Origin of the sequence: Acidovorax sp. LjRoot117 (assembly GCF_964252695.1) — a bacterium.
Classification (GTDB): Bacteria; Pseudomonadota; Gammaproteobacteria; order Burkholderiales; family Burkholderiaceae_C; genus Acidovorax.
This window is the reverse complement of sequence record NZ_CAXUPO020000002.1, coordinates 634,937-653,657: the sequence shown is the minus strand read 5'-3', so window position 1 is coordinate 653,657 and position 18,721 is coordinate 634,937. Positions and strand designations below refer to the sequence as shown.

Sequence of the window (18,721 nt, the reverse complement as noted above, 5' to 3'; positions counted from 1 at the left end):
TTTGTTGTATTGAGTGAGCAGCAGGCTACTAGCGCTCACTCAGCGGCGCTGGGCATCATCACGCCACGTCAAATCGATCAAGGTTCATCACCTTGGTCCAGGCTTTGACGAAGTCCTTGACGAACACCGCCTGCGCATCGCTGCTGCCATACACCTCGGCCAGGGCGCGCAGTTGCGAGTTGGAGCCGAACACCAAGTCGGCCACTGTGCCCGTCCACTTCGGCGCGCCACCGGCGCGGTCCACACCTTCCAGCACGCCGGGGGCCGAGGCAGACTTCTGCCACTTGGTGCGCATGTCCAGCAGGTTCACGAAGAAGTCGTTGCTCAGCGTCTGCGGGCGCTGCGTGAAGTTGCCGTGCGCCGACGCGGCCGCCACGTTGGCACCCAGCACGCGCAGGCCGCCCACCAGCACCGTCATCTCGGGCCCGGTCAGCGTGAGCTGGTTGGCCCGGTCGATCAGCAGCTCGGCCACGGCGCCTTCCATGCCCGGCTTCACATAGTTGCGAAAGCCATCGGCCGCAGGCTCCATGACCTCGAAGGATGGCACATCGGTTTGCTCTTGCGATGCATCGGTGCGGCCGGGGGTGAACGGTACCGTCACATCCTGCCCGGCCTTCTTGGCTGCGGCTTCCACCGCGGCGCCACCGGCCAGCACGATCAGGTCGGCCAGAGAGATCTTCTTGCCGCTGCCGCTGGTCTGTTGCGCTGCATTGAACGCCTGCTGAATCGCTTCGAGCTGGCCCAGCACCTTGGCCAGTTGCGCGGGCTGGTTCACCTCCCAATCCTTTTGCGGCGCCAGGCGGATGCGCGCACCGTTGGCACCGCCGCGCTTGTCGCCACCCCGGAAGGTGGAGGCCGACGCCCAGGCGGTGGACACCAGCTCGGCGATCGACAGGCCCGATGCCAATACCTTGGCCTTGAGCGCCGCCACATCCTGCGCATCGACCAGCGCATGGTCCACATCCGGCACCGGGTCTTGCCACACCAGCACTTCGGCCGGCACGTCTGCGCCCAGGTAGCGCGAGCGCGGGCCCATGTCGCGGTGGGTCAGCTTGAACCAGGCGCGGGCAAACGCATCGGCGAACTGTTCGGGGTGCTCGAGGAAGCGGCGCGAGATCTTCTCGTAGGCCGGGTCGAAGCGCAGCGACAAATCGGTGGTCAGCATGGTGGGCACCAGCTTCTTGGATGGGTCGTGCGCATGCGGGATGGACGCCTCGGCATTCTTGGCGGTCCACTGGTGCGCGCCGGCGGGGCTCTTGGTCAGCTCCCACTCAAAGCCGAACAGGTTTTCGAAGAAGTTGTTGCTCCACTGCGTGGGCGTGGTGGTCCAGGTGACTTCCAGGCCGCTGGTGATGGCGTCGCCGCCAAAGCCGCTGCCGTGCTTGCTGATCCAGCCGAAGCCCTGGTCTTCAATGCCGCCGCCTTCGGGCTCCAGGCCCACCAGGGCCGCGTCGCCCGCGCCGTGGGTCTTGCCGAAGGTGTGGCCGCCGGCGATCAGCGCCACGGTTTCTTCGTCGTCCATGGCCATGCGGGCAAAGGTGTCGCGGATGTCGCGCGCTGCGGCCAGGGGGTCGGGGTTGCCGTTCGGGCCTTCGGGGTTCACGTAGATCAGGCCCATCTGCACGGCGGCCAGGGGCTTGGCCAGGTCGCGCTCGCCGCTGTAGCGCTTGTCGCCGCCGAGCCAGGTGGTCTCTGCTCCCCAGTACACGTTTTCATCGGGTTCCCACACGTCGGGGCGGCCACCGGCAAAGCCGAAGGTCTTGAAGCCCATCGACTCCAGAGCCACGTTGCCCGTGAGGATCATCAGGTCCGCCCACGAGATCTTGCGGCCGTATTTCTGCTTGATGGGCCAGAGCAGGCGGCGGGCCTTGTCCAGGTTGGCGTTGTCGGGCCAGCTGTTCAGGGGCGCAAAACGCTGCTGCCCTGCCCCGGCGCCGCCGCGGCCATCGGCCAGGCGGTAGGTGCCGGCGCTGTGCCAGGCCATGCGCACGAAGAGTGGACCGTAGTGGCCGAAGTCGGCCGGCCACCAGTCCTGCGAGTCGGTCATCAGCGCGTGCAGGTCGGCCTTCACCGCAGCCAGGTCCAGGCTTTTGAACTCTTCGGCGTAGTTGAAGCCGTCGCCCATGGGGTCCACCAGCGGCGAGCTCTGGTTCAGGGGGCGCAGGTTGAGCTGGTTGGGCCACCAGTCCGCATTACCCCGGCCCTTGGGCGCGGCGGTTTGGGTGTGGTCGAACGGGCACTTGCTTTCTTGCGTCATGGGGCACTCCTTGTTGTGGCTGATGAGCGACCGATGCTAAGGAATGCAGACCCTCTTTAAAAGACAATCGTTTCGATTGATTCAATAGCTTTTATCTAATCAATCACGGCAAGCGCAGCGGGCTCCCGGCCTCCTCGCACCCGCAGGTGTCGAACAGCACGGAGCGCACCCAGCGGTGCCCTGGCGAGCGGTGGGTGCGCTCGTGCCAGGCGGCGGTTTTCACAAAGCCCGGAATCGCCACCGGTGGCTCCAGCACCACCAGCCCACGGGCATCGGCCACGACCCGCTGCGGCACCACCGCAATCATGTCGCTGTTGCGCAGGATCTCCGGCAGCACCAGAAAGCTGGTGATGGACAGCACCACGCGCCGCGACCGGCCCAGGCGTGCCAGCACCTCGTCCGTCACGCCGCAGAAGCTGCCGCCGGTGTACGAGATGAGCGCATGGTCCAGCGCGCAGAAGCGGTCCAGCGACAGCGCGCCGCCCCTGGCGTCCGGGTGCCCCGCGCGCATCACACACACATAGCGCTCGTCAAACAGGTGGCGGGCATACAGGTCGGGAGCGGTGTTCTCCGGGCTGATCAGGGCCAGGTCGATATCGCCGCGCTCCAGCCGCTCGTACACCGGCAGGTGCTGGGCAGGCACCACGGCCACACGCACGCCGGGCGCGCGGCGCCGCAGCTTGGCAAGAAACGGCACCACCACCGCCTGCAGCGCGTAGTCGGTGGATGCCAGGTGCACGGTCATCTGCGCCGTGGCAGGGTCGAAGGCCTGGGGCTGCAGCAGCGACTCGATCCCGCCCAACAGTTCCTTGACCGGCGCGGCCAGCTCCTGCGCGCGCAGCGTGGGCGTGATGCCGCGCTGGGTGCGCACGAAAAGCGGGTCGTCGAAGCTTTCGCGCAGACGGGTCAGCATGCCGCTCACTGCCGGCTGTGTCAGGGACAGGCGCCGGGCGGCGCGGGTCACGCTGCGCTCGTCGAGCAAGGCATCCAGCGCCTTGAGCAGGTTCAGGTCCATGGCCCTGATATCGATCGCCATGATTTCAAGAATAAGAAATATCGATTTGGTTTATGGCTGCATAGTACCCACCATCCTCACCGTGTGTGGCCATGACTAGTTTTGGCCCTCCCGCTTCACCCCCCTTTTAGCCTCCCACAAGAAAGAAAGCTGCATGTCTGCCCTGTTCACCCCGTTCCAGCTCCAAAGCGTCACCCTGCGCAACCGCATCGCGGTCCCGCCGATGTGCCAGTACAGCGCCACCGACGGCCTGACCAATGAATGGCACCAGGCGCACTACGCCGGCCTTGCCCGTGGCGGCGCAGGCCTCGTGATCGTCGAGGCCACCGGCGTGTCGCCCGAAGGCCGCATCACCCCGGCCTGCACCGGCCTGTGGAACGACCAGCAGGTCCAAGGCCTGGCCCGCATCGCCGCCAACATCAAGGCTGCTGGCGCCGTGCCCGGCATCCAGATCGGCCACGCCGGGCGCAAGGCCAGCGCCCAGCGCCCGTGGGAAGGCGACGACCACATTCCCGAAAGCGACCCGCGTGCCTGGCAGCCCATCGCCCCGTCAGCCATTGCCTACGGCGGCGACCTGCCCCGCGTGCCCAAGGCCATGACGCTCGCGGACATTGCGCGCGTGCAGGCCGACTTTGTGGCCGCTGCCCGCCGTGCGGTAGCCGCAGGCTTTGAATGGCTGGAGCTGCACTTTGCCCACGGCTACCTCGCGCAGAGCTTCTTCTCGGCCCACAGCAACCAGCGCACCGACCAGTACGGCGGCAGCTTCGACAACCGCGCACGCTTTCTGCTGGAAACCGTGGAGGCTGTGCGCAAGGTTTGGCCCGCGCACCTGCCGCTCACGGCACGTTTCGGCGTGATCGAATACGACGGCCGCGACGAGGAAACCGTGGCCGAGTCCATCGAGCTGGTGCGCCAGATGCGCGAGCGCGGCCTGGACATGGTCAACGTCAGCGCCAATTTCGTGATCGCAGAGACCCAGATCCCCTGGGCCACGCCCGCCTTCCTGGCCCCGGTGGCCCAGCGCGTGCGCAGCGAGGCTGGCCTGCCCGTGGCCTCGTCATGGGGCATCGACGACCCGCACATTGCCGAACGCGCAGTGGCCGACGGCCAGATGGACCTGGTGATGATCGGCCGCGCCCACCTGTCCAACCCGCACTACACCTACCACCTGGCCCAGGTGCTGGGCGAGCCCAAGCCCGAATGGACCACGCTGCCCGCGCCGTATGCCCACTGGCTGTCGCGCTACCGGGGCGCGGCCAAGGTCGCTGCAGCGCAGTAGCCCGCCAAAACGGCGCGGCCCCTTCCCTAACGACGTCCCGGCCGCCCTGCGCCGCCGCCCCTCAGTGCGCGGTCAGGCGGTACAGCGGCAGACCCGGCGCATCCAGTTGCGCGCGCAGCACCTGGCCGTGGGTCGAGTTGGTGACGTAGACACTGCGGCCACCCTCGCCGCCAAAGGCCAGATTGGTGGTCGACGCCCCGGCCGGCCCGCGCAGCACCAACTCGGGTTCTGCCCGGTGGTTGAGCACCCAGACATAGCCCAGGCCCGGGTTGGCCACCAGCAGCCGGCCCTGCGCATCCACGGCCAGCCCATCGGGGCCGCTGGGCCCGTAGGACGTGAAGAACTGCCCCACCTTGGCCACGCTGCCGTCGGGCAACAGCGGCACGCGCCACACGCAGTTGCCGCGCGTGGCGGCCAGGTACAGCACGCGCCCGTCGGGCGACAGGGCCACGCCATTGGGGCTGGGCACGTTGGCCAGCAGCAGGTCGAGCTGGCCATTCGGGCGCAGGCGGTACAGGCGGCCGCTCGGGTCGTGCAGGCCGCTCTGGCCCTGGTCGGTGAAATACAGGTTGCCGTCGGCGTCGAAGATCAAATCGTTCACGCCCTTGAAGCGCTCGCTGTTGCGGCGCTCGAGGTACGGCGTGACGGTACCGGTGGCCACATCCAGGCGCATGAGGCCGTTCTTGTAGTCGGTGATCAGCAGCGTGCCGGCGTCCATGAACTTCATGCCGTTGGGCTCGCCGTCGTACTCGGCCACCAGCGTCCACGCGCCCTCTGGGCTGATGCGAAAGATGCGGCCCCACGGGATGTCGGTCACGTACAGGTGGCCTGCGTCGTCGAACACCGGGCCCTCCAGAAACGAATCGGTGACGGTGCCGCCCCGGTTGGCATCGGCCCACTCGCTGCGCTCGCGGCGGCGAAAGTGGTCGGGCATGGAGGTGAACACATCCAGGTCACGGACCTGGGGTGGTTGCAGCAGAAACATGGCGGTGTCTTTCTTGTTGTTCAGGCAGGAGCGCCGAAACCATACCGCCGCGCCGGGTTGTCGACGAGGCGGCCCCCACCGCATCCATGCGGCATGGCATCGCGCAACGGCAGGACCATGGGCGATCAGTCCAGCTTGATGTTGCCCTTGCGCACCACATCGCCCCACTTGCTGTCTTCCTTCTTGAGGAAGGCCGCGAACTCGGCGGGCGTGGAGCCCACGGGCTGCGCGCCCATGTCGGCCAGGCGCTGCTTGAGCTCGTCTTCCTTCATCACCTCCTGCACGGCCTCGCGCAGCTTGGCAGCGATGGGTTCGGGCGTGCCTGCGGGCAGGAACATGCCGTTCCATTCATATGCTTCGTAGCCGGGGATCACCGTCTCGGCCACCGTGGGCACGTCGGGCAGGCGCTTGGACCGTTCGGGTGCCGACACGGCCAGTGCGCGCAGCTTGCCGCCCGACACGTGCGGGTAGGTGGCCGCCACGGTACCGAACATGAAGTCCACCTGGCCGGCCATCACGTCGGTGATGGCGGGGCCGCCGCTCTTGTAGGGCACGTGCACCATGTCCAGGTTCAGCTGCTGGCGCATCAGCTCGGCCGCCAGGCGCTGCACCGTCCCGCTGCCGCCCGAAGCGAAGTTGAGCTTGCCCGGCGCCGCCTTGGCCCGGGCGACCAGGTCGTTGATGTTCTTGAGCGGCGAGTCCGCCTTCACGATCAGCACGTTGGGCGCCAGCAGCACCAGCGACAGCGGCTGCAGCGCGTTGGCGGCATACGGCATCTTGGGGAACAGGTGCGGGTTGATGGAGTACGGCGTGGCGTCGTACAGCACCGTGTAGCCATCCGCATTGGCCTTTGCCACGTAGCTCGCGCCGATGGTGCCACTGGCGCCGGCCTTGTTGTCCACGATCACGCTGGTGCCCAGCCTGGCACCCAGGCGCGTGGCCAACACGCGGGCCACGGCGTCGGCCGCACCGCCGGGCGCATACGGCACGACGATGGTGATCGGGCGCTCGGGGAACGCGGCATGGGCCAGGCCGGCAGCCAGGGCGCAGGCGGTGATCAGGGGTTTGAGAAAACGCAACATGTCTTGTCTCCGATCCATCGTTCATGCGGGCATTCAGCCCAAATGCTATCAATAACATAGCTATAACCGCTTGATGGACAAGCGGTAGAGGCCATTTTTTTATAAAAATCTTGTTTGCCGGGCTTTCCCAGCCATGGCTACGCGGCACGCATCGCTGGCGTCTCGCGGGCCAGCACTGCCAGCAGGTTCGTGGCCGCGCCCACGCCCATGTTCACGTAGGCGTCGCTGGTCACGCCGCCGATGTGCGGGCTGAGGATGAAATTCTTCTCGCCCTGGAACGGGTGGCCGGCCACCATGGGCTCCACCGCAAAACTGTCCAGCCCCGCCGCCATCACCTGGCCCGAGCGCACGGCTGCGAGCAGCGCGGCTTCGTCGATGAGGCCGCCGCGGGCGGTGTTGACCACGATCACGCCGCGCTTGCACTGTGCGAGCGTGGCGGCATTCAGCATGCCGCGGTTCTCGTCGGTCAGCGGGCAGTGCAGGGACACGGCATCCGCCTCCCGCCAGATCGTTTCGAGCGGAACGCACTGCACGTAGTCGGGCGGGTTCTTGGCGAATGGGTCGAAACCGATCACGCGCATGCCCAACGCATCGGCCATCTTGGCAAAGCGCAGGCCGATGGCGCCCAGGCCCACCAGGCCCACCGTGCGGCCGCCGAGCTCCAGGCTCTTGTGCGTGGCCTTGTCCCAGTGGCCGGCATGCATGCGCGCATCCAGCTGCACCACCGACTTGGCGCAGGCCAGCAGCAGCGCCAGCGCCTGCTCGGCCACGGCTGCGGCATTGGCGCCCACGGCGGCCACCACCTGGATACCGCGCGCCTGGGCCGCCACCTTGTCGATGGTGTCGGTGCCGCTGCCGTGCTTGGAGATCACCTTGAGCGAAGGCGCCGCGTCCATCACGGCCGGGCCCACCTTGCCGTAGCGCACGATGATGGCCACGGGGTCGTGTTGCCTGGCCAGGGCGACCAGGTCGTCTTCGGTCGGCGTCTTGCCAGCGTAGACGATGTCGTAGCCGGTGAGCAGGCCGAGCGCCTGCTGCGCCAGGTCGGCGCCCGTGACGATGATGGTGGGGTTGGTGCTCACAGCGATTCCCCTTCCGCCAGCACACCCGCCGCACGCAGCGCGGCGGGCAGCCACTTGGAGGCCGTGTCGCCACGGGCGATGGCCTCGATGCGGGCAGCTTCATCAGCCACCTTCTTGTCGGCCAGGGCCATCATGCCGGGGGCCTTGGCGCGCTCGATCACGACCACGCCGTCGGCATCGCCCACCACCAGGTCGCCGGGGTTCACGGTGGCGCCACCGGCAGAGATGGGGTGGTTGATGCGGCCGGGCACGTACTTGGTGGGGCCGGCGGGGTTGAAGCCTGCGCTGAACACCGGGAAGTCCAGTTCCAGGATCTCCAGCTTGTCGCGGATGGCGGCATCCACGATCACGCCGGCGAGGCCCCGCTTCTTGCAGGCGCTGAGCATCAGCGTGCCCATCAGGGCGGCGGTCAGGTCGCCCTTGCCGTCGATCACCAGCACGTCGCCCGGCTGGGCCAGCGCAATGGCAGCGTGGATCATCAGGTTGTCGCCGGGGCGCACTTCCACGGTGAAGGCAGGGCCTGCCACTTTCATGCCCTGGTGCACCGGGGCCACGCGGCCGTGCATGGTGCCGCGGCGGCCCGCCACGTCGGCCAGGATGGCGGCCTGGAAGGTCGCGGCTTTGCGCACGACGTCGGCGCTCACGCGGTCGATGTCACGGATGATGTCGGGGAGTTGGCTCATGGTGTTCTGTCCGTTTGAAAAATGAAGAAGGGGTGCGTGCAGGCAATGCCCGTGCAAAAGCCGTCTCACTCAGCTTTTATGTTTCCGTCTTTGATGACCTTGGCCCACTTGGCGGAGTCGGCCCTTTGCAGGTCGCCCAGCTGCTGGGGCGTGCCGCCCACCAGCGTCACGCCCAGCCTGTCGGCCAGGGCGACCACGGCGGGGTCCTTCAGGGCCTTGTTGATTTCCTGGTTCAGGCGCGACACGACGGCGGTGGGCGTCTTGGCCGGTGCGAACACGGCCTGCCACTGCTCCACCACGAAGTCCTTCATGCCCACCTCGGCCATCGTGGGCACGGCCGGCAGGGATTTGAGGCGCTGGGCCGAGGTGACGGCCAGCGCGCGCAGCTTGCCCGCCTGCACATGCGGCAGCGCGGCGGCCGCGGGCGCGAACATGAACTGCACCTGGCTGGTCAGCGTGTCCTGCAGCGCCGGGGTGTCGCCCTTGTAGGGCACGTGAATGAAGCGCGCGCCGGTCTGCTGCTGCAGCAACTCGCCCTGCATCTGCAAGATGGTGCCGTTGCCGCCCGAGGCAAAGGCGAGCTTGCCCGGCTGGGCCTTGGCAGCGGCCAGCAGGTCGGCCACTGTCTTGAACGGCTGGTCCGTGCCCACCACCAAAATGTGCGGAATGGTGCCGATGATGACCACAGGCTCGAAGGCCGTGATGTGGTCGTACGGCAGCTTGCCCATCAGGTGCGGCGCGATCGCCTGCGGCCCGATGGAGGTACCCAGCAGCGTGGTGCCATCGGGCGCCGCCTTGGCGACGAAGGCCGCGCCGATGGTGCCGGTGGCACCGGCCTTGTTGTCCACGATCACGTTGGTGGACAGCGCCGCGCCGATGCGCTGCGCCACGTTGCGGCCCAGCACGTCGGTGCTGCCGCCTGGGGGGTATGGCACCACCCAGGTGATGACGCGGCCGGCGGGCCAGTCACCCTGGGCTCGTGCTGGGGCGGCCAGCCACGGGGCCAGCAGCGCGGCACCGCTGGCGGCGAGCACGCTGCGGCGCGGCAGGCCGGCCGATGGGGTGGGGGTTGCGGATTCGGTCATGGGCAGGTCTCCCGGTGTCGTCAAGGCAATGAAGAATTGGTCGGCGTGAAGCCGTAGAGCGCGGCCGGGTTGTCCACCAGCACGCGCTGCAGCGTGGCGCTGCTGTCGCCAGCCTCGCGCGCCCAGTCGGCCAGCCGGTCCACCTGGCGTGCGTCGTCGGGCAGCGGCTGCACGCCGGCCGATGCGGTGGCATGCGGCCAGTCGCTGCCCCATACCACGCGGAGGGGCGCGCAGCGCAGGTAGCTGGCAGCCAGGGTGTCGAGCGCGGGGTCTTCCACCGAGTGCTGCTCGCTCACGATGTAGCCGCCCGACAGCTTGACCCACGCCTGCCCGCCCTGCAGCAGCGCCAGCAGCAGCGCATGGGCGGGGTGCCGCCCCGCCTGCGCGGGAGCGATGCGGCCGAAGTGGTCGAACACCACCGGCACGGGCAACTGGCGCAGCACATCGGCCTGCGCGACCAGCACATCGGGCGCCATCAGCAGTTGCAGGTGCCAGCCCAGCGGCGCGATGCGGCGGGCCAGCGGCAGCAGCGAATCCGCCGTGCCCGACACGCCCAGCGACAGGTTCAGCCGCACGCCGCGCACGCCGGCGGCGTGCAGGCGCTGCAGCGCTGCATCGCTCTCGGTGCCGTCGATCACCGCCACGCCACGGGCTGGCACGCCCATGGCGCGCAGCGCGGTCAGGCCTTCCAGCATCGGGCGGTTGTCGGTGCCGTAGGTCGACGGCGTGACCAGCACCACCCGCGTGGTTCCGATGCGCTGCTGCAGCGCTGCATAGTCCAGCGCCGACGCATCGGGCGGCAGCAGCCTGGCCTGCGGCGCGGCCGGAAAGCGGCTGTCGTACACATGCACATGGCAGTCGCAGGCACCGGCCGGCACCAGGGTGCGCGGCACGGCAGTACCGGCTGAAAACCGCACGGCGTGGGCGGTACGCACAGGCGTGACAAGGCTGTCGCGGTGCATGGCGCGGACTCTCTGGGGGACGTGAAGCGGTCGCTGTGGCGGCGCTGTCGGTCAGTCCAGGCTGGCGCCCGAGTCCTTGACGATCTTGCCCCAGCGCGGCACTTCGGTGCGCAGCAGCTGGCCGAACTGATCGGCCGAGCCACCCAGGATGTCGCCGCCTTCGGAGCGCAGCTTGTCAGCCACTTCGGCGTGCTGCAGTGCCTGGTTGATCGCCTTGTTGAGCTGCGCCACGATGGGCGCGGGCGTGCCAGCAGGCGCCAGGATGCCGAACCAGGTCACCGCCTCGAAGCCCTTGTAGCCGGACTCGGCCAGCGTGGGCACATCCGGCAATTGCGACGAGCGCTTGGCCGACGTGATGGCCAACACCTTGAGCTTGCCGTTGCGCACCTGGCCCAGCAGCGTGGGCACGGACGACATGTACAGATCGATCTGCCCGCCCACCAGGTCCGTCATGGCCTGGGCCGCGCCCTTGTAGGGGATGTGGCGCAGCTTGATGCCCGCCGCGTTCTCGGCCAGCTCGCCGGCCAGGTGGGCCACCGTGCCGTTGCCCGAGTAGCCCAGGGTGAGTGCGTCAGGCTTGCCCTTGGAGGCGGCCACCACGTCGGCGAAGGTCTTGTACGGCGAACTGGCCGGCGCGGCGATCACGATGGGCGACGACGACACCAGCGCCACGGGCACCAGGTCCTTGATGGGGTCGTAGGGCAGCTTGGGGTACAGCGTGGGGTTGATCGCCAGGTTGCTGGTCTGGCCCATGACCAGCGTGTAGCCATCCGGGGCCGACTTGGCCGCGGCGTCCACGCCCAGGTTGCCGCCCGCGCCGGAGCGGTTGTCCACGATCACGTTCCACTTGTTCTGGTCCGTGAGTTTTTGCGCCACGGTGCGCGCGATCATGTCGGTGCCGCCACCGGGTGGGAACGGAACGATCAGGCGGATGGGTTTGTTGGGGTAAGCGGCTTGGGCCTGGGCGGCCACGGGCACGGCGGTTGCGGCAAGGCCCATCAAGGCTGCGCACAGGTGCGCGCCGACAGCACGCGAAAGCGATGGAAAAGCTGGCATGGATTTGTCTCCGTTTTATGGTGGTTCGTCACGCCGGTCTGCAGAACCTGCGAGGGCCCGGCGCCGTGGCTGCGACTTTACGCAGACGTTTCAACCCATACAATGGCGTTGCACACAATGAAACGAATGGCACCATGAGCAACAGCCCCAGCAAGCCAGCGCGCCCTGCCGCCCACCGTGCACGGGCGCCCGAGCCACCGGCTCCAACGCCAGCCCCAGAGGCCTCAGGGACCGCAGACTCCGAGCCTGCGACGGGCGTCATCGCCGTCACCCGGGCCCTGCAGGTGCTGGAGGCTTTTGCCCTGGGCGAATCCAGCCTGCCGCTGGCCGAACTGAGCCGCCGCTGCGGCCTGCACAAGACCACGGTGCTGCGCCTGGCGCGCACGCTGGCGCAGTCGGGCTTCATGGTGCAGCGCGAGGATGGCGACTGGCGCCTGGGCCCCGCCGCGGGCTGGCTGGGCGCGCGCTACCAGGCGGGCTTCGATGTGCAGAACGTGCTGGAGCCCGCGCTGCGCGAGCTGACCCACGCCACGGGCGAAAGCGCGGCCTTTTACGTGCGCGAAGGCCAGGTGCGGACCTGCCTGGTACGCGTGGAGGGCCCGCAGGCACTGCGCCACCACGCCCGCATGGGCGAAGGGCTGCCGCTGGACAAAGGCTCCCCGGGCCGCGTGATCCTGGCGTTCTCGGGCGAGCCGGGCAAGGCCTACGAGGACATCCGCAAGAAGGGCTACCACTGGTCCATCGGCGAGCGCGAGCAAGGCGTGGCCACGGTGTCGGCGCCGGTGTTCGGCATGCACTGGCGCCTGATGGGGTCTGTGTGCATCTCGGGCCCTGCATCGCGCCTGCCCGCTGAAAAGCTCGAAGCCCTGGCCCAGACGGTGGTTGCCGCCGCCACGCAGTTGTCGTATGCGCTGGCAGGCAACACGGCAGCGCCCGCGCAAAGCCCGGTGCGGGCCACGCACTGGCATCCTTGACCCCCCTGAGCCGCCTGGCGGCGTCTTCCCCCTAAGGGGGACGCACCCAGTGGACCGGCGGAGCCGGATCCACGGGTGCACTGGCATGGTCAGCGACAGTTTCGGGGGGCGTGGGCGACGCATGCATCGCGGATACTGGCATCCACGACACAACACAACACAGCCAAGGAGACCTTCGTGAGCCGCTATCCCTTCCCCGACCTGAACACCCTGCCCGACGACATCCGCGCACGCATCGTGGAAGTGCAGGAAAAGGCCGGCTTCATCCCCAACGTGTTCCTGGCGTTTGCGCGCCGCCCTGCCGAGTGGCGAGCGTTCTTCGCGTACCACGATGCGCTCATGCTCAAGGAAGAAGGCAGCCTGACCAAGGGCGAGCGCGAGATGATCGTCACCACCACCAGCGCTGCCAACCAGTGCCTGTACTGCGTGGTGGCCCACGGCGCCATCCTGCGCATCTACGAGAAGAAGCCGCTGATTGCCGACCAGGTGGCGGTCAACCACCGCAAGGCCGACATCAGCCCGCGCGAGCGCGCCATGCTGGACTTTGCGATGAAGGTCTGCCAGCGCTCGCACGAGATCGAGGACGCCGACTTCGAGGCCCTGCACCCGCACGGCTTCGACGACGAGGACATCTGGGACATCGCGGCCATCACCGCGTTCTTCGGGCTGTCGAACCGCATGGCCAGCTTTGCCGGCATGCAGCCCAACCCCGAGTTCTATCTGATGGGCCGCCTGCCGCGCGAGAAGAACAAGTAGGTGCGGCCCCGGCAAGCCCGGGGGCCCTTACAACGTGGCCGATCCGGCCGCGGCGTCAGCCCGGCACGGCTGCGGTGGAGGCCCGCTCGATCAGCTCGAACCCCAGGTCGAACGTCGAGCGCTGCGGCTGCACGCCGCGGCAGCGGTCCATGATGAGCTGCGCTGCCAGGCGGCCGATCTCGGGCCCGTCCACGTGCACGGTGGTGATGGGCGGCACCATGTGCGCGCTGAAGTCCGCATTGCCAAAGCCGGAGATCGCCAGGTCCTGCGGCACGCGCAGACCGCGCGCCTGCGCCTCCACCAGAATGCCGTGGGCCAGCATGTCCGAGCTGCACACCACCGCCTGCAGGCCGGGCTCACGGGCGAGCAGCTCGCACAGCGCCCTGCGGCCCAGTTGCAGCGTGCTGGGCGCAGGCACCACGGCCGTGGGTACGTCGCGGCCCCAGGCGGCCAGAAAACCCTCGCGCCGCTCCATCGCGCGCTGGTCGCCGCCGGTGGCGATGCCCACGCGCTGGTAGCCCCGCGACAGGAAGTACCCCGCCAGCGCACTGCCGACCTTGAGGTGCGAAAACCCGATCACCATGTCCACCGGCCGGTCGCTGATGTCCCAGGTCTCCACCACCGGCACGCCCGCTTTGCGCAGGCGGTCGCGCGCGGCTTCGGACTGCACCAGGCCCATCATCACGATGCCGTCCGGCTGCCGGCTGACCATGGCATTGAGCACGTCGATCTCGCGCTGCGCGTCGTAGAACGTCTGGCCCAGCAGGAGTTGGTAGCCCTCTTCCGCCAGCGTGGCGGTGAGCGACTGCACCGTGGGCAAAAACTGCGACACCGACAGCGCCGGCACGATCCCCGCCACCATGCGGCTGCGCTTGGACTTGAGCCCGCCGGCCAGCAGATTGGGGATGTAGCCCGTGGCTTCCACCGCCTGCTGCACGCGCGCACGCGTCTTCTCCGACACGATGCCGGGGTTCCCCAGCGCACGCGACGCCGTGATGGGCGAGACGCCAGCCGCCTGGGCAACGTCGTGCAGGGTGGCGGGCTTGCGGGGCGATGGCAGGTTCATGAAGGGTACGGCGGAGACTGCGGAAAGAGCGGAAGGGGCGGACAAGCGGATGTCGGTGCGAGAAGCGGCCGGTGGGGACCACGGCCCGTGCAGTGGGCTGTGGCGGCCGTGCGCTTCAGGGCACAACCCACAGCGCGACCCGCCATGCGCGACGTTAGCAGATAGCGCAGCGGCCCCGCCCCGGTGCCCGCCTGCGCGAAGACCGCGCGCAGAGCCTGCCAAGCACCCCCGATGGACGCGCCCAGCCGGCGCCCTGGTCGCCGCACCCAGCGAAACATGCAGCAGATCGCACCGCATTGACTTTTGAAATGACAACGATATCATTTATCCGGCCAACAAAAAAACAGAGTTCATGGCGACAGAAATAAAACAGATGCTGGCATTCGCCCAAAAATGACAACGATGTCATTCAACCATCAAGGAGACAAGCATGAAGAAACTTTGGATCACCGCCGCGCTGGCCATGGCCGCGTGGAGCACCTCGGCCCTCGCCTGGCCCGACAAGGCCGTCACGCTGGTGGTGCCCTTCCCGCCCGGCGGCTCCACCGACCAGGTCGCCCGTGCCGTGAGCCCCCGCCTGACCGACAAGCTCAAGCAGCCGTTCACGGTCGACAACCGGGCCGGCGCCACCGGCACGATCGGCGCCACCTTCGTGCAGCGGGCTCCGGCCGATGGCTACACCTTCCTGGTCACGTCGCTCGGCCCGCTGGTCATCGTGCCGCACCTGCTCAAGAGCCTGCCCTACGACCCCACCAAGGATTTCGACTTCATCACCGTGGCCGTGGCCTCGCCCAACGTGCTGGTGGTGCCCGCCAACTCGCCCCACAAGAGCGTGGCCGACGTGATCGCGCACCTCAAGGCCAACCCCCACAAGATGAGCTTCGCGTCCGCCGGCAATGGCTCCAGCGACCACCTCACGGCCGAGCTGTTCTGGCAGCAGACGGGCACGCAGGGCGTGCACATCCCCTACAAGGGCGGCGCTCCCGCGCACACCGACCTGATCGGCGGCCAGGTGGATGCGTCGTTCCAGAACATCAACGCCGTGATCCAGTACATCAAGGGCGGCAAGATGCGCGCCCTGGCCGTGACCAGCCCCCAGCGCTCGCCCGTGCTGCCGGATCTGCCCACGCTGGCCGAAGCAGGCGTGAAGAACGTCGAAGTCGCATCCTGGCAAGCCATCGTCGCGCCCAAGGGCCTGCCGCCCGCCGTGCGCCAGAAGGCCCATGCCGCGTTCGTGGAAGCGCTGAACGACCCCAAGGTGAAGGAGCAATTCGTCTCCATCGGGTTCGAGATGGTGGCCAACACGCCGGAAGAATTCGCCGCCTTCCAGCGCAAGGAATACGACCGCTGGAAGACCGTGATCCAGGCCGGAAAGATCACCATCGACTGACCCCTGGCCGCCGGGAAACCCGCGCAGGCCGCCGCGGGTTTCCCTTGCACGCATCGCCCTGCTCCCAGCCCGTTTTTTGCCTTTCGTCCTTTCGTCGCCCCCCCGCTTGAACGCCATGACTGCCCTCTCATCCGCCGACAACACCCCGCTGAGCCCCGACAGCATCGCCTGGATCCGCCTCTCGTCGTGCTACCTGCCGCTGGCCAACCCCATCAGCGACGCCAAGGTGCTGACCGGCCGCCAAAAACCCATGACCGAGATCGCGATGCTGTTCGCCGAGATCGAGACCCGCGAGGGCCACCGGGGCCTGGGCCTGAGCTACTCCAAGCGCGCCGGCGGCCCCGGCCAGTTCGCGCATGCCAGGGAGATCGCCCCCGCGCTCATCGGCGAAGACCCGAACGACATCGCCCGCCTGTGGACCAAGCTGTGCTGGGCGGGCGCCTCGGTGGGCCGCAGTGGCATGGGCGTGCAGGCCATCGGCGCGTTCGACGTGGCGCTGTGGGACCTGAAGGCCCGCCGCGCCAACCTGTCGCTGTCCAAGCTGCTGGGTTCGCAGCGCGAATCCGTGCGCTGCTACAACACATCGGGCGGCTTCCTGCACACGCCGCTCGACCAGCTCAAGGTGAACGCCCGGGCCTCGCTGGACCGGGGCATCGGCGGCATCAAGCTCAAGGTGGGCCAGCCCGACTGCGCGCTGGACATCCAGCGGGTGCAAGCCATGCGCGAGCACCTGGGCGACGCCACCCCCATCATGGTCGACGCCAACCAGCAGTGGGACCGCCCCACCGCCCAGCGCATGTGCCGCATCTTCGAGCAGTACAACCTGATCTGGATCGAGGAGCCGCTGGACGCCTACGACTACGAAGGCCACGCCGCGCTGGCAGCCCAGTTTGACACCCCCATCGCCACCGGCGAGATGCTGACCAGCGCCGCCGAGCATGGCGAGCTGATCCGCCACCGCAGCGCCGACTTCCTCATGCCCGACGGCCCGCGCCTGGGCGGCATCACGCCCTTCCTCAAGGTCGCGGCGCAGGCCGAACTCGCCAACGTGATGCTGGCCCCGCACTTCGCGATGGAGCTGCACGTGCACCTGGGCGCCGTGTACCCCAGCGAGCCCTGGGTCGAGCATTTCGACTGGCTGGAGCCCCTGTTCAACGAACGCCTGGAACTGAAAGACGGCCGCATGCTGGTGCCTACCCGCCCGGGCCTGGGCCTTTCGCTCACGGAGCAGGCCCGCGCCTGGACCCGCGAATCCGTCGAGGTGGGCCAGCGGGTCTGACGGCTCACCCTGCGTTGCCCACCCCGCTGCCCCATCCCGCCACCACCACCCGCCAGCGCATCGAACACACGGCACGCCCTGCGTGCCCAGGAGCCAGCCCCATGAACGCCAGAACCACTCCCTTGCGCCCTCCTCTGTGCATCCAGATGCACGAGGCCGACAACGTCGCGATCGTCGCCAACGACGGTGGCCTGCCGGCCGGCACCACCCTGCCTGCGGGCGTGACGCTGGTGGATGCCGTGCCCCAGGCGCACAAGGTGGCGCTCCAGGACATCCCCCAAGGCGGCGTGGTGCGGCGCTACAACGTGCCCATCGGCTATGCCATCCGTGCCATCCCGGCCGGCAGCTGGGTGCATGAAAAGCTGCTGGACATGCCCGATGCGCGCTCGCTCGACGGCCTGCCCATCGCCACCGTGAAGCCGGCTGCACTACCGCCGCTCACGGGCTACACCTTCGAGGGCTACCGCAACGCAGACGGCTCGGTGGGCACGCGCAACATCCTGGCCATCACCGAGACCGTGCAGTGCGTGGCCGGCGTGACCGAGTTCGCGGTGCAGCGCATCAAAGCCGAGCTGCTGCCGAAGTACCCGAAAGTGGACGACGTGGTCGCCCTGGCCCACACCTACGGCTGCGGCGTGGCCATCGACGCGCCCGATGCCGTGATCCCCATTCGCACGCTGCGCAACATCAGCCTGAACCCCAACTTCGGCGGCGAAGTGATGGTGGTGAGCCTGGGCTGCGAGAAGCTGCAACCCGAGCGCCTGCTGCCCCCCGGCTCCATCCCGCTGGTGGACGAACGCACGCAGGCACCAACCCCGCTGGACGTGGTCTGCCTGCAGGACGAGGCGCATGTGGGCTTCATGTCCATGGTCGATTCGGTGATGCGCCAGGCCGAGCGGCACCTGCAGCGCCTGAACCAGCGCCGCCGCGAAACCGTGCCCGTCAGTGAGCTCGTCGTGGGCGTGCAGTGCGGCGGCAGCGACGCCTTCAGCGGCGTCACCGCCAACCCGGCCGTGGGCTTTTGCACCGACCTGCTGGTGCGCGCGGGCGCCACGGTGATGTTCAGCGAAGTGACCGAGGTGCGCGACGGCATCGACCAGCTCACCGCGCGCGCATCGACCCCCGAGGTGGCCGACGCCATGATCCGCGAGATGGCCTGGTACGACGCCTACCTGCAGCGCGGCCGGGTGGACCGCAGCGCCAACACCACGCCCGGCAACAAGAAGGGCGGCCTGTCCAACATCGTGGAAAAGGCCATGGGCTCCATCGTCAAGTCAGGCAGCTCGCCCATCACGGGCGTGATCTCCCCGGGCGAGAAACTCCAACAAAAGGGCCTGATCTACGCCGCCACGCCCGCCAGCGACTTCATCTGCGGCACGCTGCAGGTGGCAGCGGGCATGAACCTGCACGTCTTCACCACCGGCCGCGGCACGCCCTACGGCCTGGCCGAGGTGCCCGTCATCAAGGTCGCCACGCGCGACGACCTGGCACGCCGCTGGCACGACCTGATGGACATCAACGCCGGCACCATCGCCACCGGCGAGAAGACCATCGAAGACGTGGGCTGGGAGATGTTCCACCTCATGCTGGAGGTAGCCAGCGGCCGCAAGAAGACCTGGGCCGAACACTGGAAGCTGCGCAATGCGCTGGTGCTGTTCAACCCGGCGCCGGTGACTTGAGCTGATCTGAGCTGAGCCCCAGCGGAATGCTACTATTTCAATAGCTTCTGGCGCTTTACCAGTGCGCGGTAGAGCACTATTTCGCTCGAAT

At 68.2% G+C, this 18,721-nt stretch carries 16 protein-coding genes; 6 read left to right on the top strand and 10 right to left on the bottom strand.

The window, feature by feature from the left end; translation table 11 throughout:
* Nucleotides 1–58: 58 nt before the first annotated feature.
* Together katG and ACSQ3D_RS08310 are read right to left on the bottom strand one after the other, a co-directional pair.
* Nucleotides 59–2,257: a catalase/peroxidase HPI gene (gene katG / locus ACSQ3D_RS08315; protein WP_436126537.1), complete on the bottom strand. Its 2,199-nt coding sequence runs from the start codon at nt 2,255–2,257 to the stop codon at nt 59–61.
* A gap of 103 nt (nt 2,258–2,360) precedes the next feature.
* Nucleotides 2,361–3,293 (bottom strand): LysR family transcriptional regulator, encoded by a 933-nt coding sequence (locus ACSQ3D_RS08310; protein ID WP_436126536.1) that lies wholly within the window; start codon nt 3,291–3,293, stop codon nt 2,361–2,363.
* A gap of 133 nt (nt 3,294–3,426) precedes the next feature.
* On the opposite strand from ACSQ3D_RS08310, the gene ACSQ3D_RS08305 reads away from it, so the two are divergent.
* A complete protein-coding gene (locus ACSQ3D_RS08305; protein ID WP_436126535.1) occupies nt 3,427–4,551 on the top strand; it encodes an NADH:flavin oxidoreductase/NADH oxidase in 1,125 nt (374 codons plus the stop codon).
* 61 nt (nt 4,552–4,612) lie between these two features.
* Here the strand turns inward: ACSQ3D_RS08305 and ACSQ3D_RS08300 are convergent, their stop codons facing one another.
* The 7 genes from ACSQ3D_RS08300 to ACSQ3D_RS08270 all read right to left on the bottom strand — a co-directional run bounded on the left by ACSQ3D_RS08300 (nt 4,613) and on the right by ACSQ3D_RS08270 (nt 11,486).
* Complete coding sequence (locus tag ACSQ3D_RS08300) at nt 4,613–5,536, bottom strand: SMP-30/gluconolactonase/LRE family protein (RefSeq protein ID WP_436126534.1); 924 nt, start codon at nt 5,534–5,536, stop codon at nt 4,613–4,615.
* A 125-nt stretch (nt 5,537–5,661) separates the two neighbouring features.
* The gene (locus ACSQ3D_RS08295) at nt 5,662–6,618 is read right to left on the bottom strand and encodes a Bug family tripartite tricarboxylate transporter substrate binding protein (RefSeq protein ID WP_436126533.1); all 957 of its coding nucleotides are present in this window, start codon (nt 6,616–6,618) and stop codon (nt 5,662–5,664) included.
* Between the two features lie 137 nt (nt 6,619–6,755).
* Entirely contained in the window at nt 6,756–7,700 is a 945-nt protein-coding gene (locus ACSQ3D_RS08290) for an NAD(P)-dependent oxidoreductase (protein WP_436126532.1), read from the bottom strand.
* Nucleotides 7,697–8,383, bottom strand: coding sequence for an RraA family protein (locus tag ACSQ3D_RS08285; RefSeq protein WP_396505362.1), 687 nt, complete (start codon nt 8,381–8,383; stop codon nt 7,697–7,699). Before ACSQ3D_RS08285 ends, ACSQ3D_RS08290 begins: the two co-directional genes overlap by 4 nt.
* A gap of 65 nt (nt 8,384–8,448) precedes the next feature.
* A complete protein-coding gene (locus ACSQ3D_RS08280; RefSeq protein WP_436126531.1) occupies nt 8,449–9,468 on the bottom strand; it encodes a Bug family tripartite tricarboxylate transporter substrate binding protein in 1,020 nt (339 codons plus the stop codon).
* Between the two features lie 20 nt (nt 9,469–9,488).
* Complete coding sequence (locus ACSQ3D_RS08275) at nt 9,489–10,430, bottom strand: amidohydrolase family protein (RefSeq protein WP_436126530.1); 942 nt, start codon at nt 10,428–10,430, stop codon at nt 9,489–9,491.
* Between the two features lie 51 nt (nt 10,431–10,481).
* Nucleotides 10,482–11,486: a Bug family tripartite tricarboxylate transporter substrate binding protein gene (locus ACSQ3D_RS08270; RefSeq protein WP_436126529.1), complete on the bottom strand. Its 1,005-nt coding sequence runs from the start codon at nt 11,484–11,486 to the stop codon at nt 10,482–10,484.
* A 134-nt stretch (nt 11,487–11,620) separates the two neighbouring features.
* On the opposite strand from ACSQ3D_RS08270, the gene ACSQ3D_RS08265 reads away from it, so the two are divergent.
* Together ACSQ3D_RS08265 and ACSQ3D_RS08260 are read left to right on the top strand one after the other, a co-directional pair.
* Complete coding sequence (locus tag ACSQ3D_RS08265; protein ID WP_436126528.1) at nt 11,621–12,460, top strand: IclR family transcriptional regulator; 840 nt, start codon at nt 11,621–11,623, stop codon at nt 12,458–12,460.
* 177 nt (nt 12,461–12,637) lie between these two features.
* Nucleotides 12,638–13,216, top strand: coding sequence for a peroxidase-related enzyme (locus ACSQ3D_RS08260; protein ID WP_056412419.1), 579 nt, complete (start codon nt 12,638–12,640; stop codon nt 13,214–13,216).
* 55 nt (nt 13,217–13,271) lie between these two features.
* Here the strand turns inward: ACSQ3D_RS08260 and ACSQ3D_RS08255 are convergent, their stop codons facing one another.
* A complete protein-coding gene (locus tag ACSQ3D_RS08255) occupies nt 13,272–14,282 on the bottom strand; it encodes a LacI family DNA-binding transcriptional regulator (RefSeq protein ID WP_436126732.1) in 1,011 nt (336 codons plus the stop codon).
* 430 nt (nt 14,283–14,712) lie between these two features.
* Between ACSQ3D_RS08255 and ACSQ3D_RS08250 the strand changes: the two genes are divergently transcribed.
* The 3 genes from ACSQ3D_RS08250 to garD all read left to right on the top strand — a co-directional run bounded on the left by ACSQ3D_RS08250 (nt 14,713) and on the right by garD (nt 18,630).
* A complete protein-coding gene (locus ACSQ3D_RS08250; RefSeq protein WP_056412424.1) occupies nt 14,713–15,672 on the top strand; it encodes a Bug family tripartite tricarboxylate transporter substrate binding protein in 960 nt (319 codons plus the stop codon).
* A gap of 115 nt (nt 15,673–15,787) precedes the next feature.
* Nucleotides 15,788–16,951, top strand: a complete 1,164-nt coding sequence (locus ACSQ3D_RS08245; RefSeq protein WP_436126527.1) for an L-talarate/galactarate dehydratase — start codon at nt 15,788–15,790, stop codon at nt 16,949–16,951.
* A gap of 101 nt (nt 16,952–17,052) precedes the next feature.
* Complete coding sequence (gene garD, locus ACSQ3D_RS08240; RefSeq protein ID WP_436126526.1) at nt 17,053–18,630, top strand: galactarate dehydratase; 1,578 nt, start codon at nt 17,053–17,055, stop codon at nt 18,628–18,630.
* Nucleotides 18,631–18,721: the final 91 nt, after the last annotated feature.